Annotated in this window: 18 protein-coding genes and 1 pseudogene; 4 read left to right on the top strand and 15 right to left on the bottom strand. The window is 71.8% G+C overall.

From position 1 onward, the window contains the following. The 12 genes and pseudogenes from CCN42_RS03700 to uvrC all read right to left on the bottom strand — a co-directional run. Positions 1–479, bottom strand: a pseudogene (locus CCN42_RS03700) (glucose-6-phosphate isomerase); the annotation flags it as partial. A 73-nt stretch (positions 480–552) separates the two neighbouring features. Beyond that, positions 553–1,818 (bottom strand): MFS transporter, encoded by a 1,266-nt coding sequence (locus CCN42_RS03705; RefSeq protein WP_086733042.1) that lies wholly within the window; start codon positions 1,816–1,818, stop codon positions 553–555. Between the two features lie 135 nt (positions 1,819–1,953). Further along, the gene (locus CCN42_RS03710) at positions 1,954–2,289 is read right to left on the bottom strand and encodes an RNA polymerase-binding protein RbpA (protein ID WP_003957010.1); all 336 of its coding nucleotides are present in this window, start codon (positions 2,287–2,289) and stop codon (positions 1,954–1,956) included. Between the two features lie 228 nt (positions 2,290–2,517). Next, positions 2,518–2,745 (bottom strand): preprotein translocase subunit SecG, encoded by a 228-nt coding sequence (gene secG / locus CCN42_RS03715; RefSeq protein WP_043499836.1) that lies wholly within the window; start codon positions 2,743–2,745, stop codon positions 2,518–2,520. Between the two features lie 113 nt (positions 2,746–2,858). Beyond that, positions 2,859–3,635, bottom strand: coding sequence for a triose-phosphate isomerase (tpiA, locus tag CCN42_RS03720; protein WP_086733043.1), 777 nt, complete (start codon positions 3,633–3,635; stop codon positions 2,859–2,861). 6 nt (positions 3,636–3,641) lie between these two features. Next, entirely contained in the window at positions 3,642–4,853 is a 1,212-nt protein-coding gene (locus tag CCN42_RS03725) for a phosphoglycerate kinase (protein ID WP_086170828.1), read from the bottom strand. 188 nt (positions 4,854–5,041) lie between these two features. Next, entirely contained in the window at positions 5,042–6,049 is a 1,008-nt protein-coding gene (gene gap / locus CCN42_RS03730) for a type I glyceraldehyde-3-phosphate dehydrogenase (protein WP_086170827.1), read from the bottom strand. Between the two features lie 207 nt (positions 6,050–6,256). Continuing rightward, complete coding sequence (locus tag CCN42_RS03735; protein ID WP_086733044.1) at positions 6,257–9,211, bottom strand: M14 family metallopeptidase; 2,955 nt, start codon at positions 9,209–9,211, stop codon at positions 6,257–6,259. A gap of 178 nt (positions 9,212–9,389) precedes the next feature. Continuing rightward, on the bottom strand, positions 9,390–10,379 hold the full coding sequence (whiA, locus tag CCN42_RS03740) for a DNA-binding protein WhiA (protein ID WP_086170825.1): 990 nt from the start codon (positions 10,377–10,379) through the stop codon (positions 9,390–9,392). After that, the gene (locus CCN42_RS03745) at positions 10,370–11,437 is read right to left on the bottom strand and encodes a gluconeogenesis factor YvcK family protein (RefSeq protein WP_086733045.1); all 1,068 of its coding nucleotides are present in this window, start codon (positions 11,435–11,437) and stop codon (positions 10,370–10,372) included. Before CCN42_RS03745 ends, whiA begins: the two co-directional genes overlap by 10 nt. After that, positions 11,434–12,477, bottom strand: a complete 1,044-nt coding sequence (rapZ, locus tag CCN42_RS03750) for an RNase adapter RapZ (RefSeq protein WP_086733046.1) — start codon at positions 12,475–12,477, stop codon at positions 11,434–11,436. The genes CCN42_RS03745 and rapZ overlap by 4 nt, the downstream gene beginning before the upstream one ends. Further along, a complete protein-coding gene (gene uvrC, locus CCN42_RS03755; protein ID WP_086733047.1) occupies positions 12,474–14,552 on the bottom strand; it encodes an excinuclease ABC subunit UvrC in 2,079 nt (692 codons plus the stop codon). The genes rapZ and uvrC overlap by 4 nt, the downstream gene beginning before the upstream one ends. Positions 14,553–14,855: 303 nt before the next feature. Between uvrC and CCN42_RS03760 the strand changes: the two genes are divergently transcribed. Next, entirely contained in the window at positions 14,856–15,812 is a 957-nt protein-coding gene (locus CCN42_RS03760) for a hypothetical protein (RefSeq protein WP_086733048.1), read from the top strand. Positions 15,813–15,856: 44 nt separating this feature from the next. On the opposite strand, the gene CCN42_RS03765 is transcribed toward CCN42_RS03760, so the two are convergent. After that, the gene (locus CCN42_RS03765) at positions 15,857–16,282 is read right to left on the bottom strand and encodes a Rieske (2Fe-2S) protein (RefSeq protein WP_086733049.1); all 426 of its coding nucleotides are present in this window, start codon (positions 16,280–16,282) and stop codon (positions 15,857–15,859) included. Positions 16,283–16,646: 364 nt separating this feature from the next. On the opposite strand from CCN42_RS03765, the gene CCN42_RS03770 reads away from it, so the two are divergent. Both CCN42_RS03770 and CCN42_RS03775 read left to right on the top strand, forming a co-directional pair. After that, a complete protein-coding gene (locus CCN42_RS03770) occupies positions 16,647–17,723 on the top strand; it encodes a LacI family DNA-binding transcriptional regulator (RefSeq protein ID WP_086733050.1) in 1,077 nt (358 codons plus the stop codon). Then, positions 17,720–18,628 carry a carbohydrate kinase family protein gene (locus CCN42_RS03775; protein WP_086733051.1) on the top strand — a complete coding sequence of 303 codons (909 nt, stop codon included), beginning with the start codon at positions 17,720–17,722 and terminating at the stop codon, positions 18,626–18,628. The genes CCN42_RS03770 and CCN42_RS03775 overlap by 4 nt, the downstream gene beginning before the upstream one ends. Before the next feature lie 183 nt (positions 18,629–18,811). Here the strand turns inward: CCN42_RS03775 and CCN42_RS03780 are convergent, their stop codons facing one another. Beyond that, the gene (locus tag CCN42_RS03780) at positions 18,812–19,675 is read right to left on the bottom strand and encodes a helix-turn-helix domain-containing protein (RefSeq protein WP_086733052.1); all 864 of its coding nucleotides are present in this window, start codon (positions 19,673–19,675) and stop codon (positions 18,812–18,814) included. Between the two features lie 101 nt (positions 19,676–19,776). On the opposite strand from CCN42_RS03780, the gene CCN42_RS03785 reads away from it, so the two are divergent. Beyond that, entirely contained in the window at positions 19,777–20,343 is a 567-nt protein-coding gene (locus CCN42_RS03785) for a YceI family protein (RefSeq protein ID WP_086733053.1), read from the top strand. 70 nt (positions 20,344–20,413) lie between these two features. Here the strand turns inward: CCN42_RS03785 and uvrA are convergent, their stop codons facing one another. Further along, a complete protein-coding gene (gene uvrA / locus CCN42_RS03790) occupies positions 20,414–23,425 on the bottom strand; it encodes an excinuclease ABC subunit UvrA (protein ID WP_086733054.1) in 3,012 nt (1,003 codons plus the stop codon). Positions 23,426–23,585 lie beyond the last annotated feature (160 nt).

Consider the following 23,585-nt stretch of genomic DNA (forward strand, 5'->3'; position numbering starts at 1 on the left):
GAGCCGCCGATGCCGATGTTGACGACGTTGCGGATGCGCTTGCCGGTGTGGCCGGTCCACGCGCCGGAGCGGACCCGCTCGGCGAAGTCGGCCATCCGGTCGAGGACCGCGTGCACGGCGGGGACCACGTTCTCCCCGTCGACCTCGACCACCGCCTCGCGCGGCGCCCGCAGCGCGGTGTGCAGCACGGCCCGCCGCTCGGTCGTGTTGATCCTCTCGCCGCGGAACATGGCGTCCCGCAGCCCGAACACATCGGTCGCGGCGGCCAGCTCGCGCAGCAGCTCCAGCGTCTCGTCGGTGACGAGGTGCTTCGAGTAGTCGATGTGCAGGTCGCCGACCTGGAGCGTGTACCCGCTGCCGCGTGCGGGGTCGGCGGCGAACAGCTCCCGCAGCCGCACCTCGCCGAGCTGTTCGCGGTGCTTGGCCAGAGCGGTCCACTCGGGCGTCCGGTTGAGCCTCGTACGGCCGTCTGCGTTCATCTGGAAACTTCAGCCTTCCTCCGTGCCTGGGCGCTGCGCGCGCCTGCCCCGCTGCCGGTCCCAACCTAATTGATCAGCGGTGACCCGGAGCTGTCGTGACGCCGTCGCCGGGAACAACAACGGGTACGTCCGACCGGGCCGCGGGTATCAGCGCGGCGACGGACAGGGCGAAGAAGACCGCCGCGAGCAGCGCGGGGGTGTTCGCTCCCCAGGCGGCGGCGACCGCGCCGCCCAGCAGTGCGCCCAGCGGGGCCCCGGCGACCGCGAGGGTCCGGTGCGCGGAGCTGACCCGGCCGAGCATCCCGGCGGGGCTGTGCTGCTGCGTCAGCGTGGTCGTGTTGACGTTCCACACCATGCCCATGAAGCCGAACACGGCGAGCGCGGCCACCAGCGCCACCGTGCTGCGCACCGAGCCCATGACGACGAGCGCGCAGAGCTGTGCGGTCCCGGCGAGCAGCACCGCCCGCAGCCGCCCGACCCGGCCGGTGATCCGGCCGTTGACCGCTCCTCCGGCGAGGCTGCCCACGGCGTATGCGGTCAGCGCCACCGCGTATCCCGTCTCGCCCGCGCGCAGCCACTCCGTCACCAGGACCACGAGGGTGGCGATGAGGGCGCCCATGCCGATGTTGCACAGGGCGGTGGCGGCGCACAGTCCGCGCAAGGCCCGGTCCCGGACGAGGGTGCGCAGCCCGTCCGCGATCTCCCGGCGCAGGGTGCTGCCCGCCGGCCGGGCCGCGCGGTCGGGCGCGGTGGTGCGCAGGGTGGCGACCAGTACGGCGGCCAGCAGGAAGGTGACGGCGTCGGCCGCGAACGGCAGCGCGGCGCCGGCGACGAGCAGCAGGGGCACCACGGGCCCGGCGAGCAGACCGCCCGCTATCCGCTGACCGGTCATCAGGCGGGCGTTGGCGTTGCCGAGCGCGTCCGGATGGACCACGGTGGGCAGCAGGGCGGTGGCCGCGTTGTCGAAGAGGGTCTGGAGGGTGGTGAGGGTGAAGGCCAGCCCGATCAGCAGGGGGATCGAGGCGTGGCCGAGCGCCACGGCCACCGCGAAACCGGCGACCAGCAGTCCGCGTACGGCGTCCACGGTCCACATGGCCCGCCGCTGGTCCACCCGGTCGGCGACGGCGCCGCCGAGCAGCCCGAAGAGCAGCCAGGGCAATTGGCCGCAGGCGGTGACGGCCGCGACGAGCAGCGGTTCATCGGTCAGGGTGACGGCCAGCAGGGGTAACGCGGCGGTCCGCAGCGCGTCCCCGAAGCCCGACAGCACCGCGGCGCTCCACAACCGCCCGAATCCCCCGCGCCACAAGGGCACGGCGCTGTCCGTCGCCTCGGCCGCCATCGGTACTCCCCCGCACGATCCGCCTGATGAGCACACCGTAGGGGGCACCACTGACAATCGGTCCGCGAGCGGTCCGCCGAGGCGGGAAACAGCTCCGGCCAGGCACCTCTCAGGTACCCGGCCGGTGGTCGTCTCTCAGATCTCGCCCCGGAGTTTGGCGAGCGCCTCGGCGAGGATCGCCTCGCCGTCCGCGTCGCTGCGCCGCTCCCGGACGTACGCGAGGTGCGTCTTGTAGGGCTCGGTGCGCGGCGGGTCCGGCGGGTTGTCCCGGTCCTGTCCGGCCGGGAAGCCGCAGCGCGGGCAGTCCCAGGTGTCGGGAACCTGCGCGTCGCTGGCGAAGCTCGGCTGCGTCTCGTGCCCGTTGGAGCACCAGAAGGAGATGCGCAGACGCGGCGCGGACTCGCCGCGTTCGGCCTCACCCATCGGCCCCGCCCCGACCCGGCTTCCTCGGATCGCGTTGCCACTTGCCACGGTCGTAACTCCCTGCGTGATGGTGCCGCGAAGCGCGTCGGCGTTTCGCTTCGCTGCGAGCGCCCCAGTCTACGTAAGGCCCAACGCGCGTCCAGTGATTGGAGTTACAGACCCCACACTCAGACGCAAGCCCCATGATAGGCCGCGCTTCGGGGCGCGCACCGAACATGGGGCGTTACGTGCGGAATCGTGCTGACCAGCGGGATGCCGGCCGGGTCGCCGTGTCGTTCAGCCGACCTTCACCAGAAGGCCGAGTACGACGATGCACGCGAACCACAGCAGACCGACCACCACGGTGATGCGGTCGAGGTTGCGCTCGGCGACCGAGGAGCCGCCGACGGAGGACTGCATGCCGCCACCGAACATGTCGGAGAGGCCGCCGCCCTTCCCCTTGTGCATCAGCACCAGCAGCATCAGCAGCAGGCTGAAGACGATCAGGGCGATCGAGAACCCCATAACCACGGCTGGACCAACTTCCTCGGCTTCGGATGGACGACGGGGGCCGACAGATTCTGCCGGCCCCCGCAAGGGTACGACGTTACGCCGCTACCGCATACTCACCGGTCGACTCACTGGTCGCGGAAGCGCACGATCCTGACGAACTCGTCCGCGTCCAGCGAGGCGCCGCCGACCAGCGCGCCGTCGATGTCGGCCTGCGCCATGATCTCGGCGACGTTGCCGGCCTTGACGGAGCCGCCGTACTGGATGCGGACCTTGTCGGCCACCTCCTGCGAGTACAGCTCGGCGATCTTGCCGCGGACCGCGGCGCAGACCTCCTGGGCGTCCTCGGCGCCGCAGACCTTGCCGGTGCCGATGGCCCACACCGGCTCGTAGGCGATCACGATCGTCTCGGCCTGCTCGGCCGGGAGGTCCTTCAGGCCGCCCTCGACCTGGGCGAGGGTGTGGGAGACGTGGTTGCCCGCCTCGCGGACCTCCAGCTCCTCGCCGACGCACAGGATGGGGGTCAGGCCGTGCTTGTAGGCGGCCTTGACCTTGGCGTTGACGATCTCGTCGGTCTCGGCGTGGTACTGGCGGCGCTCGGAGTGGCCGATCGCCACGTACGTGCACTTCAGCTTGGCCAGCATCGAGCCGGAGATCTCGCCGGTGTAGGCGCCGGAGTCGTGCGCCGAGATGTCCTGGGCACCGTACTTGATCTTGAGCTTGTCGCCGTCGACCAGGGTCTGCACGGAGCGCAGGTCGGTGAAGGGCGGCAGGACGGCGACCTCGACGGCCTCGTAGTCCTTGTCCGCGAGGGCGAAGGCGAGCTTCTGGACGTGGGCGATGGCCTCCAGGTGGTTGAGGTTCATCTTCCAGTTGCCCGCCATCAGCGGCGTGCGCGTGCTCATAAAGGGTCAGTCCTCCAGTGCGGCGAGGCCGGGGAGCGTCGTGCCCTCGAGGTATTCGAGGGAGGCGCCGCCACCGGTCGAGATGTGGCCGAATGCGTTCTCGTCGAAGCCCAGCGTGCGGACGGCCGCGGCGGAGTCGCCGCCGCCGACCACGGTGAAGCCCGGGGAGTCGATGAGGGCCTGGGCGACCGCCTTGGTGCCCTCGGCGTAGTCGGGGTGCTCGAAGACGCCCATCGGTCCGTTCCAGAAGACGGTGGCCGCGTCGGCGAGCTTCGAGGCGTACAGCTTGCGGGTCTCGGGACCGATGTCCAGACCCTCCTGGTCGGCGGGGATGGCGTCCGCGGCGACGGTGGTGGGGTTGGCCGGGGCCTTGGTCTTCAGGTCGGGGAACTCGGGCGAGACCAGGACGTCCACCGGCAGGACCAGCTCGACGCCGTTCTTCTCGGCGCGCTCCATGTACTCCTTGACGACCGGAATCTGGTCCTCCTGGAGGAGGGAGATGCCGACCTCGTAGCCCTTGGCCTTGAGGAAGGTGTAGGCCATGCCGCCGCCGATGAGGAGGCGGTCGGCCTTGCCGAGGAGCTGGTCGATGACGGCGAGCTTGTCGGAGACCTTGGCACCGCCGAGGGCGACGACGTACGGCCGCTTGACGTCCTCGGTGAGCTTCTTCAGGACGCCGACCTCGGTGGCGATGAGGTAGCCGGCGTAGTGGGGGAGCCTCTTCGGCAGGTCGAAGACCGAGGCGTGCCCCCGGTGCACGGCGCCGAAGCCGTCGCCCACGTAGACGTCGGCGAGGGCCGCGAGCTGGTCGGCGAAGGCGCCCCGCTCGGCGTCGTCCTTGCTGGTCTCGCCCGCGTTGAAGCGCAGGTTCTCGATGACGGCGACCTGGCCGTCGGCCAGGCCCGCGACGGTGGACGTGGCGGAGTCGCCGACCGTGTCGGCGGCGAAGGCGACGTCGGCGCCGAGGAGTTCGCCGAGCCGGGCGGCGGCCGGGGCCAGCGAGAAGGCCGGGTCCGGGGCGCCCTTGGGGCGGCCGAGGTGGGAGGCGACGACCACGCGGGCGCCGGCCTCGGCGAGGGCCTTGACGGTGGGCAGCACGGCGCGGATGCGGCCGTCGTCGGTGATGGTGGTGCCGTCCAGCGGCACGTTGAGGTCGGCGCGGACGAAGACCCGCTTGCCCGCGACCCCGTCGGCGAGGAGTTCGTCGATCGTCTTCATTTCAGGGGGCTCCTGAGGAGGCTCGTTCTGGCTCGTGACCGGATGGCTCGTGACCGGATGGCTCGTGCCGATGACCAGGCCCGATCCTAGAGAGGCGGGCCGGTCGTGACGTGAGTCAGGGCCCGGGCCGCGCGTCCCTGCGCCTGGCCCGAGCCCTGCTCTCACTTCAAGGTGCCTGCTTCAGCCGGTCAGAGCTGGCCGCCGACGAAGACCGTGAGGTCGACGAGGCGGTTGGAGTAGCCCCACTCGTTGTCGTACCAGCCGATGACCTTCACGCTCTTGCCCTCCTGGACCATGGTCAGGGAGGAGTCGAAGGTGCAGGACGCCGGGGCGTTGACGATGTCGGAGGAGACGATCTCGTCCTCGGTGTACTCGAGGATGCCCTTCAGCTCGCCCTCGGCGGCCTTCTGGAAGGCGGCGTTGATCTCTTCCTTGGTGACCTCGCGGGACAGCTCGACGACGAGGTCGGTGACCGAGCCGGTCGGGACCGGGACGCGCATGGCCATGCCGTCCAGCTTGCCCTTGAGCTGCGGGAGCACCAGGGCGGTGGCCTTGGCGGCACCGGTGGTGGTCGGGATGATGTTCTCGGCGGCGGCACGGGCGCGGCGCAGGTCCTTGTGCGGGAAGTCGAGGATGCGCTGGTCGTTCGTGTACGCGTGCACCGTCGTCATCAGGCCCTTGACGATGCCGAAGTTCTCGTCGAGGACCTTGGCCATCGGCGCCACACAGTTGGTGGTGCAGGAGGCGTTGGAGATGACGTGGTGGTTCGCCGGGTCGTAGCTCTCGTGGTTGACGCCCATGACGATGGTGACGTCTTCGTTCTTCGCCGGCGCGGAGATGATGACCTTCTTGGCGCCGCCGGCGATGTGCTTCTCGGCGTCTTCCTTCTTGGTGAAGATGCCGGTCGACTCGATGACGATGTCGACGCCCAGCTCGCCCCACGGGATGTCGGCGGGGTTGCGCTCGGAGAGCACCTTGATGGTGTGGCCGTCGACGGTGATCGTGTCGGCGGTGTGCGTGACCTCCTGCTTGAGGCGACCCAGAATGGTGTCGTACTTCAGCAGGTGAGCCGTGGTCGCGGTGTCACCCAGGTCGTTGACAGCCACGATCTCGATGTCTGCACCCTGCTCCAGCAGCGCGCGGAAGTAGTTACGACCGATGCGGCCAAAGCCGTTGATGCCTACGCGGATCGTCACGAACCGATCTCCTCGTTGGTACGCCGGCTCCGTTGTCGCCGGCGAGCTCTATTTGGGATGTCCCCGACCGCCTCCGACCCTACCTCCCCGAAGCCCCCGGGGTGACATCGAGACGGCCCATACACGGCAGGCCGGTCCGTACCCGCCAGTAGGGGTACGGACCGGCTCAACTGTGGCGGGTCGCGCTCAGGTGCGCCGGCCCCTCCGTCAGTCGTCGAGCGCGGTGAGCGCCCGGCCGATCAGCCTCGTCCGGTCGGCCGCCGCGGTGACGTGCTCCAGGCCGAAGCCCAGCAGCACGGTGTCGTCCGTGGCGACCGCGCCGTACGTCTTGAACAGCTCCCCGGAAAGACCCCAGTCCCTCACCACCGCGGGGCTTCCGGCCGGCGGGCCGGGGGTGCTCCAGGCGCCGAGCGACGTCTCGAAGCCCTCGGTCTGCCGCACCGTGCCGCCGATGACGACGGAGGCGTCGTCGACGAGCACACCGTGGCCGCCGGAGCCGGGGTCGGTGACGTAGCTCAAGGAGAGTTCCACCGTCTTCCCGGCGTATGCGGAAAGATCGAAGGAGACTTCCTGCCAGCCCGCGGAGGCGCCGGTGAAGCTGTTCCAGGCGCCGCTGGTCCCGGTGGGCGCGCAGCCGTCGTCGCCGAGCGTCAGATACCGCTCGAGGGCGGGGTGCGCCTGGATGAAGTACCCGGCCTCGCACTCGGCGGGCACGGCGGTGCGGGTGGCACCGCCCGCCTCCGGGAGCGTGGTCCAGTCGTCGGCACCGGCGGTACGGGCCTCCAGCAGCGCGTGGTCGTAGCCCTGCTCGGTGTCCCAGAGCAGGCGGGTGCGCAGGGTGGGCCGGTCGGAGGCGCTGACGCCGGTGAGGTCGACGGTGCGGGTGAGGCGGTTCCAGGCGTAGTCGGAGTGCGTGACGGCCGCCATGGAGGTGCCCGCGTACGGGCCGTACGGGTTGACCGTGCCCGGGTAGCCGCCCGCGCCCGCGCTCTCGAACTGCGGGAACGTCTCCACCGGCAGGGTGCCGGAGGTGACGCCGAACGATCCGGCCGCGTTCAGCGGGTTGCCGGGCGCGTCGCCGAGCGGGGCCCTCGGACCCGCGAGGGCGCCGGTGCCGTCGAAGCCGGTGACCTTCGGGAGGGTCGTACGGGTGTAGGCGCCCAGGTAGTACTGGCTGAAGTCGTTCGACAGGGTGCCGCCGCCCAGGTCGACGGAGCCGCCGGCGCTCTCGCCCGCCTCGATCAGCTTGCCGCCCTCGTTGAGGTAGGCGCGCAGTTCCAGCTGGGTGGCGTTGCCGGGGCGCGTGGCACCGGTGTGGTGGACGACCGTGTCGAAGTGGGCGAGGACGCCGAGCGCGTCGGGCGCGCCCTGCCGGGAGACGTCCCAGACCACGGCCTTCTCGCCGTTGGCCCTCAGCGCGTCCACGTAGGTCCGGGCGTGGGTGGCGGGCTGGCCCTCCTCGGCGACGACGAGGACGTCCGCGCGGGGCCGCTCGGCGACGGTGTAGGTGAAGTGTTCGCTCTCGGTCCGCTTGCCGGCGCGGGTCTCGCCGGTGAACCAGACCTCGACCTCGTCGCCCGGTTCGCCGTCGGCGACCTTCGCGCGGTACTCGTCGAAGTAGAGGTTGTCCTCGCCGCCGTAGGTCTCGCCGCCCTTCCAGGGGCGCAGGGCCATGTCCTCGACGCGGCCGCCGTTGACGCGGTACTTCAGCTCCTTGTCGCGCACCGACTTGCGGGCGACGACGGAGACCTCCTGGCGGGCGCCACGCGCGTAGGAGGTGGTGAACGCCGCCGGGGTGAAGTCCGGGGCGGCCATGCCGACCGCGGACTTCGGCTGGTCGGGGCGGGCAGCGGACTCGGCGACGGAGAGCGCGAAGGGGATGTTCTTGGCGAACTCCTGCTGGATCAGCCTCTCGTCGTCCGGGAAGGTGAAGACGGACGCGCAGTCCTCGGCCTTCCAGGCGTCGTCCGGGTCCGCGTTCGACACCGTCTGACAGGTCGACATCTCCGGGGTGAACATCGCGGTGCCGTTGACGTTGGCCGCGTGGCCGTCCGCCTCGCCGTTGGTGGTGTACAGCTCGGAGGAGACCTGCGGGTGGTACCCGGGGACCGCCGGCTTCTCGGGGGTGCCGGCGAGCGCCTTGTAGAGCACGTCGTCCGGGGTCTCGGTGGCGACCTGCCAGCCCACGCCGTAGAGGATCAGCTCGGCGGCGGAGTGGTAGTTGATGCCGTACTCGAAGCCGATGCGCTTCTGGAGGCGGTCGACGGCCTGGGTCTCGGGCTCGGAGTTCGGTCCGGCGCCGCGGTAGGTCTGGCTGGTGGGGTGGGGGGACGAACCTTCGTCGTCGTAGCCCCACTTGTAGGCGAAGTTGCGGTTGAGGTCGACGCCGTCGCCGACGGTGATGGCGCCGTCGGCGTTGTTGTCCCGCATGTTCTTGCGCCACTGGCGGTCGCCGTCGGCGGCGTGGGTGAAGTCGTAGCCGTCGGGGTTGGCGGAGATGACGAACCACAGCTCGGTGGTGTCGACGATCTTCTTGACGCGCTTGTCGGTGCGGTAGTTGTCCAGGTAGTGGTGCATCAGCCGGCGGGTCATCTCCGGTGTGATCCACTCGCGCGCGTGCTGGTTGGACAGGTACAGCACGGCGGGCCTGGCGCCGTCCTTGGTCCTCTTCGCGTTCCTGGTGAGCTTCAGGGCGAGGATGTCCTGCCCCTGGAGGGTCTTGCCGATGGAGACCACCTTGGTCAGGCCCGGGTGCTGCCGTCCGGTCCTGAGGATCTCCTCCTTGATGCCGCCCGGTCCGCTGTACGGCCGGTAGACGCCGTCCGCGGCGGCGGCCACGCGCGCGCGTGCCGTCTCCGAGAGGGTGTGCTCCTTCAGGTCGACGCCCTTTTTCTCCAGTTGCGCGGCCTGCTTGTCGGTGAGGTAGACCTCGACGGAGGCGGTGCCCCGGTCGGGGGCCTGCTCGCCGAGTTCGTGGGCGTCCTGACCGGCCGCCAGGAGCAGCGGGATCTGCTGCTTGGTGACCTCGGCGCGGAACACCTTCACTTCCTCGGTTCCGGGTCCCGGGGAACGTCCGTTCTGCGCCTGGGCGATGGGTGCGATGCTCGCTCCGCCGATCAGGAGCGTGCCGATGGCGAGGATCGATCTCGCTCTGTGTCTCATGAACCCCCCTGCTGGTGGTTCGCCACAGCGACGAATAGGTGCCAGGCTCATGACAGATCATGATCGAGTCAAGGGTGCCTCTTCGGTGGCTCCCGGCCGCGGACACGCCGGTGCCGACGCCCGTTCGGACGTCGGCACCGGCGTGTTGACGAGATGTCGGCGCGTTGCCGACGGGGGGTCAGCCCGCGAGGTTGTCCGCCAGTTCCTCGCTGAGGTTGGCCTCCGTGCCCGGGATACCCAGGTCGGCGGCGCGCTTGTCGGCCATGGCGAGCAGACGGCGGATCCGGCCCGCCACGGCGTCCTTGGTGAGCGGCGGGTCGGCGAGCGCGCCCAGCTCCTCCAGGGAGGCCTGCTTGTGCTCCATCCGCAGCCGGCCGGCGGCGGCCAGGTGCTCGGGGACGTCGTCGCCGAGGATCTCCAGGGCGCGCTGGACGCGGGCGCCCGCGGCGACGGCCGCGCGCGCGGAGCGGCGCAGGTTGGCGTCGTCGAAGTTGGCCAGGCGGTTGGCGGTGGCCCGGACCTCCCGGCGCATCCGGCGCTCCTCCCAGGCCAGCACCGACTCATGGGCGCCGAGCCGGGTGAGCAGGGCGCCGATCGCGTCGCCGTCCCGGACGACCACGCGGTCCACGCCGCGCACCTCGCGGGCCTTGGCGGCGATGGACAGCCGGCGGGCGGCGCCGACCAGGGCCAGCGCGGCCTCCGGGCCGGGGCAGGTCACCTCCAGGGAGGAGGAGCGGCCCGGTTCCGTGAGCGAGCCGTGCGCCAGGAAGGCGCCGCGCCAGGCCGCCTCCGCGTCACAGGTGGCCCCGGAGACGACCTGCGGGGGCAGGCCGCGGATCGGCCGGCCGCGGCCGTCCACCAGCCCGGTCTGCCGGGCCAGCTGGTCGCCGCCCGCGACGACCCGCACCACGTAGCGCGAGCCGCGGCGCAGCCCGCCCGGGGCCATCACGATCAGCTCCGAGCTGTGCCCGAAGATCTCCAGGATGTCCCGCTTGAGCCGCCGGGCCGCCATCGCGGTGTCCAGCTCCGCCTCGATCACGATGCGCCCGCTGACCAGGTGGAGGCCGCCGGCGAACCGCAGAATGGCGGAGACCTCCGCCTTCCTGCAGCAGGTCCGGGTGACGGGGAGCCGGGAGATCTCGTCCTTCACCGCTGCCGTCATCGCCATGGGCCGATCCTTCCATGCATCCGAAAAATACGGTCGTACGCGGCGGCCAGCAGCTCGGGGTCGTGCCGAGGAGAGCCGTCCCTCCGGGCCACCGGCGCCAGCTCGACCGCGGCCCCGAAACGCTTGGCGGCGTCGGTCAGCGAGTCGCGGTCGGGCACGGCGGCCTCGTCGGCCAGCACCACGTCCAGGGCGAGTTTAGGGGCGTGTCGTCCCAAAACCTCCAAATGACGCTGCGGGGAGAAGCCGTCGGTTTCTCCGGGCTGCGGCGCGAGGTTCAGGGACAGCACCCGGCGCGCCTTGGTCTGCGTGAGCGCGTCCAGCAGCTCGGGCACGAGCAGGTGCGGGATGACGGAGGAGAACCAGGAGCCGGGACCGAGCACCACCCAGTCCGCGTCCAGGACCGCCGCGACGGCCTCCGGCACGGCGGGCGGGTCGTGCGGGACCAGGTGCACGGACTGCACCTCGCCGGGGGTGAGGGCGACGGTGGCCTGGCCGCGGACCGTGTCGACGTCGTCGGGCCGGTCCGGGTCGTGGCCCTTGACCAGGGCCTGGAGCTCCAGGGGCACGGCGGACATGGGCAGCACCCGGCCGTGTGCGCCGAGCAGCTTGCCGACCAGGTCCAGGGCCTGCACGTGGTCGCCCAGCTGCTCCCACAGGGCGACGATCAGCAGGTTGCCGACCGCGTGTTCGTGCAGGTCGCCCTTGGACTGGAAGCGGTGCTGGATGACCCTGGCCCAGGTCTGGCCCCAGTCGTCGTCGCCGCACAGCGCGGCCAGCGCCTTGCGCAGGTCACCGGGCGGCAGCACGCCCAGCTCGTCGCGCAGGCGCCCGCTGGAGCCGCCGTCGTCCGCCACGGTGACGACGGCGGTGAGGTCGCCGGTGATCCGGCGCAGCGCGGCGAGCGAGGCGGACAGGCCCATGCCGCCGCCGAGGGCGACCACCTTGGGCTGGGCGCCCCGGCGGCGCGCCCTGGCGCCGCGGGGCTCGGCGGACCGCCCGCCGCGGCCCTCGGGGAGGGCCCGGCGCAGTCTGCTCAGCCGCGGAGAACGTCCCGTCATTCGCGTCCCATGTCCCGGTGTACGACCACCGTCTCCACCCCTTCGGCCGCGAGGCGGGCGGCCAGCTTCTCCGACATCGCGACCGAGCGGTGCTTGCCGCCGGTACAGCCGACCGCGATGGTCACATACCGCTTGCCCTCCCGGCGATAGCCGGTCGCGATCAGCTGGAGCAGTTCCGCGTACCGGTCCAGGAACTCCTTGGCGCCGGGCTGGTTGAAGACGTAACCCGACACCTCCTCGTTCAGGCCGGTGAACGGGCGCAGCTCCGGGACCCAGTGCGGGTTGGGCAGGAAACGGCAGTCGACGACCAGGTCGGCGTCGACGGGCAGGCCGTACTTGTACCCGAAGGACATCACGGTGGCCCGCAGCTCGGGCTCCTCCTCGCCCGCGAACTGGGCGTCCATCTTGGCGCGCAGCTCGTGCACGTTGAGGCTGGAGGTGTCGATCACCAGGTCGGCGTCGCCGCGCAGCTCGCGCAGCAGCTCGCGCTCGGCGGCGATGCCGTCGACGATCCGGCCGTCGCCCTGGAGCGGGTGCGGGCGGCGCACCGACTCGAAACGGCGCACCAGGGCCTCGTCGGAGGACTCCAGGAAGACGATCCGCCGGGTGACGCCGCGGGTGTCGAGGTCGGCCAGGGATTCGCGCAGATTGTCGAAGAAGCGACGGCCGCGCACGTCGACGACGACCGCGATCCGCGCCACGTTGCCCTGCGAGCGGGCGCCCAGCTCCACCATGGTGGGGATCAGGGCGGGCGGCAGGTTGTCGACGACGAACCAGCCGAGGTCCTCCAGGCACTTCGCGGCCGTGGACCGGCCGGCCCCGGACATGCCGGAGATGATCACCAGCTCGGGGATGGCCGCCTCGGGGACCCCGGTGGCCTCGACGCCCGTGTTCACCTGCACTCCGTTGCTCTGGGACTCCGGGCGGGTCCGGCTCTCGCCGGCCCTGCCGGGTGTTGGCTGGGCGTGGGCCGCCTGGGCTTCCGGCTCTCCGGTCGCGCGCTGCGGCCCCGCTGTGGACTGTGTCTCGTGCTCGGTCATGTCTCCTGCCCCCGTCGCTCGTCCGGGGCGCCCGTGGGCACGGGCTCCCCTGGGGCATCCGCCGTCGTCTCGGGTGCCCCGTCCTCCACGTCATCCATGATCTCTCCGGTCGCCGTGTTCACGGCGGGCGCGGCCGGAGCCGCCTGGGCGAGGGCCACGGCGATGGTCTCGGCCGTCTTGCGGCCTATACCGGGTACCTCGCAGATCTGGTCGATTGTCGCGGACCGCAGCTTCTTCACCGAACCGAAGTGCTTGATCAGCGCCTGTTTGCGGGTCGTGCCGAGCCCGGGCACCTCGTCCAGCGGGCTCGACCGGATGCGCTTGCCCCGTTTGTTGCGCTGATAGGCGATCGCGAACCGGTGCGCCTCGTCGCGGACGCGTTGCAGCAGGTACAGGCCCTCGCTGGTGCGGGGCAGGATCACCGGGTCGTCGTCGCCGGGCAGCCAGACCTCCTCCAGGCGCTTGGCGAGACCGCAGACGGCGATGTCGTCGATGCCCAGCTCGTCCAGGGCCCGCCGGGCCGCCGCGACCTGCGGCCGGCCGCCGTCGACCACGACGAGCTGCGGCGGGTAGGCGAACCGCTTGGGGCGGCCGTCGTCCTCGGTGAGCGCGGGCGCCTCGTCCGTGCCGCCCGCGAGGCCGGGCTCACCGTCCTCGGCCCACTCCCCCGTCCTCTCCTTCTCGGCCAGGTAGCGCCGGAAGCGGCGGGTGATCACCTCGTGCATGGACCGGACGTCGTCCTGCCCGGCGAAGCTCTTGATCTGGAACCGCCGGTACTCGCTCTTGCGTGCGAGCCCGTCCTCGAAGACGACCATGGAGGCCACCACGTCCTCGCCCTGGAGGTGGGAGATGTCGTAGCACTCGATCCGGAGCGGGGCGCTGTCCAGGCCGAGGGCGTCGGCGATCTCCTCCAGGGCGCGCGAGCGCGTGGTCAGGTCGGAGGCGCGCTTGGTCTTGTGCAGCACGAGCGCGTGCTGGGCGTTGCGCTGCACGGTCTCCATGAGGGCCTTCTTGTCGCCGCGCTGCGGGATGCGCAGCGAGACCCCGGAGCCGCGGCGCTCGGTGAGCCACTGCTGGACCGGCTCGACCGGGTCGGGCAGCGCCGGCACCAGGACCTCCCTGGGGACCGCGTCGCCGGTCTCCTCGCCGTACAGCTGCTGGAGGGCGTGCTCGACCAGGGCGCCGGTGGTGATCTCCTCGACCTTGTCGGTGACCCAGCCGCGCTGGCCGCGCACCCGGCCGCCGCGCACGTGGAAGATCTGCACGGCCGCTTCCAGCTCGTCCTCGGCCACCGCGATCAGATCGGCGTCGGTCGCGTCGGCGAGCACGACCGCGTTCTTCTCCATGGCCTTCTTCAGGGCCTCGATGTCGTCGCGCAGCCGGGCCGCCCGCTCGTACTCCAGCTCCTCGGCGGCCGCGGTCATCTGCTTCTCCAGCCGGCGCAGGTACGTGCCCGTGCGCCCGGTCATGAAGTCGCAGAACTCGTCCGCCAGGTCCCAGTGGTCGTCGGCGGAGATCCGGCCGACGCAGGGGGCGGAGCACTTGCCGATGTAGCCGAGCAGGCAGGGGCGGTCGGTGCGGGCGGCGTTCTTGAAGACGCCGGCCGAGCAGGTGCGCACCGGGAAGACGCGCAGCAGCAGGTCGACCGTGTCGCGGATGGCCCACGCGTGCGCGTACGGCCCGAAATAGCGGACGCCCTTCTTCTTGTGGCCGCGCATCACCTGCACGCGCGGATACTGCTCGTTCATCGTCACCGCGAGATACGGGTAGCTCTTGTCGTCGCGGTACTTGACGTTGAAGCGGGGGTCGAACTCCTTGATCCAGGAGTACTCCAGCTGCAGGGCCTCGACCTCCGTGGACACCACCGTCCACTCCACGGACGCGGCCGTGGTCACCATGGAGCGGGTGCGTGGGTGGAGGTTCGCCAGGTCCTGGAAGTAGTTCGCCAGGCGCTGGCGCAGGCTCTTCGCCTTTCCGACGTAGATCACCCGGCGGTGCTCGTCCCGGAATTTGTACACCCCCGGGGAGTCCGGGATCTGTCCCGGCTCGGGGCGGTAGCTGGAGGGGTCGGCCATGTCTCACACCCTACTGGCGAGGACCGACACTCCGGCGGGCCCGTGTCCGCCGCCGGCGGCGGCCACGAGATGACGCAGTGCAGGGCGCGCCACCCGGGCAGGGGCGAACCTCGGCCAGGAGTGCGCCGCCATCGGGCTTCAGGTGTTGTCGGGGCTTGGTCAACACGCTTCAATGCGGGGGAACTCGGGGCCGTGAACCACGGCGTACGGATGTGAAGGAGCCCCGACGCCGACGGGGGGCGACCCCGTTCGGAACCCCCGCGAACGGTCTGACCAGCCGTTGTCATCCAGAAAGGCCCCTGCATGCCGCACGCCACACAGCACGCGGACGCCGCCCCCGACGTCGCCGCCGCGGACCTGGACACGGCCCTGCGAGGCGGCCCCTTCCACGTCGCGCTGCGCGCCGCGATCGCCGCCCGCGGACTGCCCCTGCAGCGGGTGCAGCACCATCTGTCGCGGTACGGCGTGAAAGTCGGCGTCACCAGTCTGAGCTACTGGCAGCAGGGCGCCCGCCGGCCACAGCGCCCCGAGTCGCTGCGCGCGGTCCGGGCGCTGGAGGAGATACTCCAGCTGCCCGACGAGTCGCTGATCCGGCTGCTCGCCGACACCGACGAGCGCTCCGCGCGGCGGCCCGCGACCCGCTCCTACCGGTCCCTCGTCGAGGCCTCGGACGTCCTGGGCCGGCTGCTGGGGGAGCTGGGCGCCCAGCTGGACTGCGGCCTGCACATGCTCGGCCACCACGAGCGGGTCCGGATCGGGGCACGCCGTGAGCTGGCGGCGCGCGAGTCGCACCACATCGTGCGCGCCCACCAGGACGGCGTCGACCGCTTCGTGGCCGTGCACCACGGCGACCCGGGATGCGCGCCGGAGCGGATGACCGTGCACGCCCTGGACAACTGCCGCACCGGGCGCGTGCGCTGGCACCGGGAGACGGGGGTGGTCGTCGCCGAGCTGCTGTTCGACACCCGGCTGCGCGCCGGGGACACCTTCCTCTTCCGGTACGGCGTCGAGGACGGCACGGCCGGGGTGTCGCGCGAGTACCTCCGCGGGTTCGGACCGGCGGGCGGGCAGTACGCGCTCCAGGTGCGGTTCGACGAGCGCGCCCTGCCGGTGCGCTGCCACCGCTTCACCCAGCACTCGGCGGCGGCGCCCCGCAGCGGCCGCCAGGAACTCGCCCTGACCGGCCGCCACCACTCGGTCCACCTCGTGGAGCCCCGGGTGCGGTCGGGGATCGTGGGCATCGCGTGGGACTGGGAGTGAGGCGCACGCCCCGAGGCGGTCCCCGGTCGTCGGCCCTCCGGCCCTCAGGCCTTCGGGCCCGCCACGATCCTGCCGTTCTCGCTCCGCACCGCCAGCTCCACCAGCGGCACCGTGGCCGGTGACTGCAGCACCTCGCCGGTCGCGGCGTCGAACTCGCTGCCGTGGCAGAAGCACGTCAGCCGGGTGCCCTCCAGCTTGGTGATGGGGCAGCTCGCGTGCGTGCAGATCGTGCTGTACGCCTTCAGGGTGCCCTTCTCGTCGCGGCTGACCACCACGTTGTGCTCGCGGTAGAGGCGGGCGCCGCCCTTTGCGACCTCGCTCTCCGCGCCCAGGTCGACGGGCGCGGTCGGGGTGGCCGGGGTCTTGCGGGCGCTCTCCGGGGCGCAGGCGGCGATGCCGAGCCCGGCGACGGGGGCGAGGGCGGCTCCGCGCAGGACGGTACGGCGGCTCGCGGAGGGGCTGGCGGACATGGGGGCTCCACTGGTGAGGGCTGGTCCGGACTGGACGTTTCGACGATAACGGGGCCTCGGGTCCTGGTGTCCGCGTGGGGTGGCAGCCCGCGCAAGCGTTTACGCAAGCGTTTACGTGCGTCGCCGGATGGGATACCTTGCCGCGCGGAACGCCAACACCGGAGGGCCGGAGCGCCAGACACCGGAGCGCCGGAAGGCCGGAACGTCAGACACCGGAAGGCCAGAAGGCCGCAAGGCCGGAAGGCCGGAAGGCCGGAAGGCCAGAAGGCCGCAAGGCCAGAAGGCCGCAAGGCCAGAAGGCCAGAAGGCCGCAAGGCCGCAAGGCCAACACCCGAAGGCCAATCGCCGGATCGGAGGGAACCGCATGCCGACCATGGCCGACGTGGCGCGCAGCGCCGGCGTCTCCGTCGCGACCGTGTCCCACGTGCTGAACGGCACCCGGCCCGTGCTGCCCCGCACCCGCCAGGCCGTCCTCGACGCGATCGACGAGCTCGGCTACACCCCGAACACCCTCGCCCGCTCCCTGGTCACCTCCCGCACCCGCTCCATCGGCCTCGCGGTGTCGGCGATCAGCAACCCGTACTTCACGGAGATCCTCCAGGGCGTCGAGGCCGCCGCCCTGGAGCACGGCTACGGCCTGCTCATCGCCGATCCGCACGACGACCCCGGGCACGAACGCAAGGTCGTCCAGCTGCTGCACGAGCGACGGGTGGACGGCATGATCGTCGCCCCGTCCGCCGACCCGGGTGAACTGGTCGCCTACCTGCGCCGCCACGACGTACCGGCCGTCCTCCTGGACCGCGTGCTCGACGACCGCGCGGAGGGCGCCCAGCGCTTCGACCAGGTCTGCGCGGAGGGCACCGAGCCGATGACCCGGCTGGTCACCCATCTCGCCGGACGGGGCCACCGCCGGATCGGCCTGGTCGCGGGCCGGCCCGGGCTCAGCACCACCGGCGAGCGGATCACCGGCTACCGGCACGGTCTCGCGGCGGCCGGGCTGCCCTTCGAGGAACGGCTCCTGGTGCACGGCGACTCCGAGTCGGCGGGCGGCGAACGGGCCACCGCGGCCCTGATGTCCCTGGCCGCGCCGCCGACCGCACTCGTCACCGGCAACAACGCGATGACGATCGGCGCCCTGCGCGCCCTGCGGGAGCGGGGCCTCACCGTCCCCGGCGACGTCGCGCTCGCCTGCTTCGACGACTTCGCCTGGGCGGATCTCTTCTCGCCCCGGCTCACCGCGATCGCCCAGCCCAGCAAGGAGCTGGGCGCGACGGCGGTGCGGGTGCTCCTGGAGCGCCTCGACGCACCGGACCGGCCCGCCCGGACCGTGCGGCTGCCCTGCACGTTCGTCCACCGCACCTCGTGCGGCTGTCCCGACCGGTCCCCGCGACCGGACGCGTCCGAGGGGCCCCAGCGGCCCGAGAGAGGAGCCGATTCGTGATCGTCGTCGCCGGTGAGGCCCTGATCGACCTGGTACCGCAGGGCCCGGGCGCCCTGGCGAGCCTGCGCCCGGCGCTGGGCGGCGGCCCGTACAACACGGCCGTCGCCCTCGGCCGGCTCGGCTCGCCCACCGCCTTCTGCTCGCGGGTCTCGTCCGACGCCTTCGGCGAGGCCCTGCTGGACGGGCTGCGCGCGGCGGGGGTGGACGTGTCGGGCGTGCAGCGCGGTGACGAGCCGACCACGCTCGCGGTCGCCACGATCGACACGCACGGCTCGGCCGCCTACTCCTTCTACGTCGACGGCACCGCCGACCGGCTGTTCACCGCGCCCGCCGCCCTCCCCGCGGAGACCCGCGCGGTGTCGTTCGGCACCTGCTCGCTCGTCCTGGAACCCGGGGCGAGCGCCTACGAGGAGCTGATGCGGGCCGCGGCCGGGCAGGGCGTGTTCACCGCGCTCGACCCGAACATCCGGGCGGGTCTGATCCCGGACGCGGACGCCTACCGGGCCCGGTTCCTGAAGTGGCTGCCGTCGGTGACGCTGCTGAAGCTGTCCGAGGAGGACGCGCGGTGGCTGGGCGGCGCCCCGCGGGAGTGGCTGGCGGCCGGGCCCTCGGCCGTCGTGATCACCCGGGGCGGCGACGGGCTGACCGTCCTCACGCGTGACGGCGCCGAGTACTCCGTGCCGGGTGAGAAGGCCGACGTGGTGGACACCATCGGCGCCGGGGACACCGTCAACGCGGCCCTGCTGCACGGCCTGGCCGCCCAGGACGCCCTCTCCCCCGCCGCGCTCGCCGGCCTGGACGCCGGCGGCTGGACCCGGCTGCTGCGGTTCGCGGCCCGCGCTGCGGCGATCACCTGCTCACGGGCCGGCGCGGAGCCGCCGTACGCGCACGAGCTGGACGGCTGACCTATGGATGGACGGCTGACGTACGGACGGACGGACGGCTGACGTAGGGCGGGGCTGCTGACGTACGGGTGACCGGCTGACGTACGGGTGGGCGGGCCGGCGTGACGCCTGGGCGGCTGAGGGCGTCGCAGGTGCGGGCCGTCGCACGTGCGGGCCGGCGGCCCCGGCGCGGTCACCCGGCGTTCAGCCCGCGCGGCCCACGGCCCGCAGGGCGCCCGGGTGACGGCCGTTGAGGCGGTCCAGGGCGGCGGCCGTGGCCTCGTCGGCCGGCAGGTGCACGACGATCCGCTGGCCGTCGTCCGGCAGGGCCAGCGTCTCGTGCAGCAGCCGCAGTGGTCCGGCCTCCGGGTGTTCGACGCGCTGTCCACCGACCCGCCGCGGGGCCATCGCCAGGTCGGCGAACCGGTCGGCGAACTCCGCCCCCGCGGTCACCGTGAGTTCCTCGGCCAGCTCGGCGGCGTACGGGTCCCGCAGGGGCACGTCGTGCCGGAGCTGGGCGACCAGGTTGTCGGCCTCGCGTTCCCAGTCGGGGAAGGCGTCGCGGGCGCGGGCGTCGGTGAACAGATGGCGGAGCAGGTTGGGGTGCTCGGCGTCGAGCACGCCGATCGGGCCGAACAGCCGGGCGTAGCCGGTGGTGTGGGCGAGGACGTCGCCGATCCAGTTGAGCACCACGGCGGGGGCGGGCTCCAGGTGGTCGAGGACGGCGCGCACCGTGGCGCGCGGGGTGCGGCTGAGCGGCGGGGCGGCGCCGCACACCAGCGGATCGCCGCCGTCCGCCTCCTTGACCAGCCGGCGCAGCACCATCCGGTCGCGCAGCGACAGGTTGAGCGCGTCGGCGAGCGCCCCGAGGACCTGGGCGGAGGGGTTGCGGTCCCGTCCCTGTTCCAGCCGGGTGAGGTATTCGACGCTGATGCCGGCGAGTGTGGCCAGCTCGGCGCGGCGCAGTCCGGGCGTGCGGCGGCGGCTGCCCGCGGGCAGTCCGACCTCCTCCGGTGTCACGGCCTCGCGCCAGGTCCGCAGATAGGTGCCCAACTCGTTGTCGCTCACCCCGCGAACGTACCAACGCCCGCGCGTGGGAGGGTGGCCCTGCGACTACCAGGCTTCGCCCGGTCTCCCTGCCACGCCGCGCTGCCGCGAGGGTGGAGGGCATGACGCAGAACGACGTGACGAACACACTGACCACCGCTCCGCTGCCGCTGGCCCCCGGGGACTGGGAGCTGGACCCGCTGCACTCGGCCGTCAACTTCACCATCCGCCACCTGGGGATCGCCAAGGTCCGGGGCCGCTTCGCCGAGGTGAAGGCCGCTCTCCACGTCGGGGAGTCGCTGGCGGACGTGCGGGTGACCGCGGAGATCGCCCTGGCCTCCGTCGACACCGGGAATCCGGACCGAGACGCGCACGTCCGCGCGTCCGACCTGCTCGACGTGGAGAAGCGGCCGACGATGACGTTCCGCTCGACACGGGTGTCGGGCGCCGGCGAGGACTGGACCATGGACGGCGAGCTGACGATCGGCGACGTGACCCGTCCGGTGACGCTCGCCGTGGAGTTCGGCGGTGTGGTGGACGTGCCGATCGACGGCTCCCGGCACGCCGGGTTCGAGGCGACGGGCGAGATCCGCCGCAGCGACTTCGGGCTGGACTTCGCTCCCGGGCTGCTGGGCGACACGGTGAAGATCCAGCTGGACATGCAGTTCGTGGAGCCGCGGGGCGCCTGAGGCGGAGACGGACGCGCGGTGCCCCGGGGGAACGGGGGTCCCCCGGGGCACCGCGCGTCGGTGTGGGCGCTCAGGCCTTGCGGGCCCGCGTCGTCTTCTTGGCGGGCGCCGCCTTCTTGGTGGCCGCGGCCGCCTTCTTGGCCGCCGTGCCGTCGGCGCTCTTGGCGGCCGTCTTCCTGGCCGTGGCCTTGGTGGCCGTCTTGCGCGCGGGGGCCCGCACGGGCTCGGCGTCGCTGATCCGGTCGGCGCCGAGGATGTCCCGCAGGAACTTGCCGGTGTGGCTGGCCGGGACCGCCGCGACCTGCTCGGGCGTGCCCTCGGCGACCACGAGACCGCCGCCCGCGCCGCCCTCGGGGCCCATGTCGACGAGCCAGTCGGCGGTCTTGATCACATCGAGGTTGTGCTCGATGACGATCACCGTGTTGCCCTTGTCGACCAGGCCGGACAGGACCTTCAGCAGCTTGCTGATGTCCTCGAAGTGCAGACCGGTGGTCGGCTCGTCCAGGACGTAGACCGTGCGGCCGGTGGACCGCTTCTGCAGCTCGCTGGCGAGCTTGACGCGCTGGGCCTCGCCGCCGGACAGGGTGGTCGCGGACTGGCCGAGCCGGACGTAGCCGAGGCCGACGTCGTGGAGCGTCTTCAGGTGACGGTTGATCGCCGGGACGGCCTCGAAGAAGTGCATCGCCTCTTCGATCGGCATGTTCAGGACCTCGGCGATGGACTTGCCCTTGTAGTGGACCTCCAGGGTCTCCCGGTTGTACCGGGCTCCGTGGCAGACCTCGCACGGGACGTACACGTCCGGGAGGAAGTTCATCTCGATCTTGATGGTGCCGTCGCCCGCGCAGTTCTCGCAGCGGCCGCCCTTGACGTTGAAGGAGAAGCGGCCGGGCATGTAGCCGCGGACCTTCGCCTCGGTGGTCTCGGCGAACAGCTTGCGGATGTGATCGAAGACGCCGGTGTACGTCGCCGGGTTCGAGCGCGGGGTGCGGCCGATGGGCGACTGGTCGACGTGCACCACCTTGTCGACGAGGTCGTCGCCCTCCACGCGTGTGTGCCGCCCGGGGACGGTCCGCGCGCCGTTCAGCTCGCGGGCCAGGTGGGTGTAGAGGATGTCGTTGACCAGGGTCGACTTGCCGGAACCGGAGACGCCGGTGACCGCGGTGAAGACGCCCAGCGGGAACGAGACGTCGATGTCCTGGAGGTTGTTCTCCCGGGCGCCGTGCACGGTGAGCTGCCGGGACGGGTCGATCGGGCGCCGGACGTCCGGCAGCGGGATGGACTTCTTGCCCGACAGGTACTGACCGGTCTGCGACTCGGCGTTGGCGAGCAGCTCCTTCAGGGAGCCGCTGTGCACGACCTTGCCGCCGTGCTCACCGGCGCCCGGGCCGATGTCGACGATCCAGTCGGCGACCTTGATGGTGTCCTCGTCGTGCTCGACGACGATGAGCGTGTTGCCCATGTCGCGCAGCCGGACCAGGGTCTCGATCAGCCGGTGGTTGTCGCGCTGGTGCAGGCCGATGGACGGCTCGTCGAGGACGTACAGCACGCCGACGAGGCCGGAGCCGATCTGGGTGGCCAGGCGGATGCGCTGGGCCTCGCCGCCGGAGAGGGTGCCGGCCGCGCGGTTCAGCGAGAGGTAGTCCAGGCCGACGTCGACCAGGAACCGCAGCCGCTCGTTGACCTCCTTCAGGACCCGCTCGGCGATCTTCTTGTCGCGGGCGCTCAGCTTCAGCTCGCCCAGGAAGTCCGCGCAGTCGCTGATCGACATCGCGGAGACCTCGGCGATCGACTTCTCCATGATCGTGACCGCGAGCACGATCGGCTTCAGGCGCGTGCCCTCACACGTGGGACAGGGCACCTCGCGCATGTAGCCCTCGAAGCGCTCCCGGCTGGCGTCCGACTCGGCCTCGCTGTGCCGGCGCTTGACGAAGGGCACGGCACCCTCGAACGGCGTGGTGTACACCCGCTCGCGGCCGTACCGGTTGCGGTAGCGGACCTCGATCTGCGTCCGGTGGCCGTACAGCAGGGCCTTCTTCGCGCGCTGCGGCAGGCCCGCGAACGGGATGTCCGTGCGGAAGCCGAGCGCGTCGGCGAGGGCGCCGATCAGCCGGCCGAAGTAGTCCTTGGTGTGGCCGTGCGACCAGGGGTGGATGGCACCCTCGTCGAGGGACTTGTCCGGGTCCGGGACGATCAGCTCCGGGTCGACCTCCATGCGCGTGCCGATGCCGGTGCACTCGGGGCAGGCGCCGAAGGGCGAGTTGAAGGAGAAGGAGCGCGGCTCCAGCTCCTCGAAGGACAGGTCGTCGTACGCGCAGTACAGGTGCTCCGAGTACATCCGCTCGCGCTCGGGGTCGTCCTCGGGGAGGTCGACGAAGTCGAGCACGACCATGCCGCCGGACAGGCCGAGGGCGGTCTCCACGGAGTCGGTGAGACGGCGCTTGGCGGAGTCCTTCACCGTGAGGCGGTCGACGACCACCTCGATGGTGTGCTTCTCCTGCTTCTTCAGGGTGGGCGGGTTGGAGAGCTGGATCGTCTCGCCGTCCACCCGCGCGCGGGAGTAGCCCTTGGTCTGGAGGTCGGCGAAGAGGTCGACGAACTCACCCTTGCGCTCGCGCACCAGCGGCGAGAGCACCTGGAAGCGGCTCCCCTCCGGCAGCTCCAGGACCCTGTCCACGATGGCCTGCGGCGACTGGCGCGAGATCGGGCGGCCGCACTCGGGGCAGTGCGGCTTGCCGATGCGGGCGAAGAGCAGGCGCAGGTAGTCGTAGACCTCGGTGATGGTGCCGACCGTCGAGCGCGGGTTGCGCGAGGTCGACTTCTGGTCGATGGAGACCGCCGGGGACAGACCTTCGATGAAGTCGACGTCCGGCTTGTCCATCTGGCCGAGGAACTGGCGGGCGTACGAGGAAAGCGATTCCACATAGCGCCGCTGGCCCTCGGCGAAGATCGTGTCGAAGGCCAGGGAGGACTTGCCCGACCCGGACAGGCCCGTGAAGACGATGAGCGAGTCCCGAGGCAGATCGAGCGAGACGTTCTTCAGGTTGTGCTCGCGCGCGCCACGGACGATGAGACGGTCGGCCACGCCGGTCCGCACCTTTCTTGAGAGAAGTGACAGGGGCGGGGCCCCCGTCTTTCTCAGACTAGGGGGAGCCACTGACAACGCCGGTCGGATTTCCCGGTCGCATAACAATCCCCGACCATCCAGCATGCCCGACGCCGTCACCGACCATATAGCACGTGCA

This window comes from Streptomyces glaucescens (assembly GCF_002154375.1).
Lineage (GTDB): Bacteria > Actinomycetota > Actinomycetes > Streptomycetales > Streptomycetaceae > Streptomyces > Streptomyces glaucescens.

Coding starts and splice junctions, on each gene's coding strand:
- CCN42_RS03705 (WP_086733042.1), bottom strand. CDS start 1,818: ATGGCGGCCGAGGCGACGGACAGCGCCGTGCCCTTGTGGCGCGGGGGA.
- secG (WP_043499836.1), bottom strand. CDS start 2,745: ATGGGGTTCTCGATCGCCCTGATCGTCTTCAGCCTGCTGCTGATGCTG.
- tpiA (WP_086733043.1), bottom strand. CDS start 3,635: ATGAGCACGCGCACGCCGCTGATGGCGGGCAACTGGAAGATGAACCTC.
- CCN42_RS03725 (WP_086170828.1), bottom strand. CDS start 4,853: ATGAAGACGATCGACGAACTCCTCGCCGACGGGGTCGCGGGCAAGCGG.
- CCN42_RS03735 (WP_086733044.1), bottom strand. CDS start 9,211: ATGAGACACAGAGCGAGATCGATCCTCGCCATCGGCACGCTCCTGATC.
- whiA (WP_086170825.1), bottom strand. CDS start 10,379: ATGGCGATGACGGCAGCGGTGAAGGACGAGATCTCCCGGCTCCCCGTC.
- CCN42_RS03745 (WP_086733045.1), bottom strand. CDS start 11,437: ATGACGGGACGTTCTCCGCGGCTGAGCAGACTGCGCCGGGCCCTCCCC.
- rapZ (WP_086733046.1), bottom strand. CDS start 12,477: ATGACCGAGCACGAGACACAGTCCACAGCGGGGCCGCAGCGCGCGACC.
- uvrC (WP_086733047.1), bottom strand. CDS start 14,552: ATGGCCGACCCCTCCAGCTACCGCCCCGAGCCGGGACAGATCCCGGAC.
- CCN42_RS03760 (WP_086733048.1), top strand. CDS start 14,856: ATGCCGCACGCCACACAGCACGCGGACGCCGCCCCCGACGTCGCCGCC.
- CCN42_RS03765 (WP_086733049.1), bottom strand. CDS start 16,282: ATGTCCGCCAGCCCCTCCGCGAGCCGCCGTACCGTCCTGCGCGGAGCC.
- CCN42_RS03770 (WP_086733050.1), top strand. CDS start 16,647: ATGCCGACCATGGCCGACGTGGCGCGCAGCGCCGGCGTCTCCGTCGCG.
- CCN42_RS03785 (WP_086733053.1), top strand. CDS start 19,777: ATGACGCAGAACGACGTGACGAACACACTGACCACCGCTCCGCTGCCG.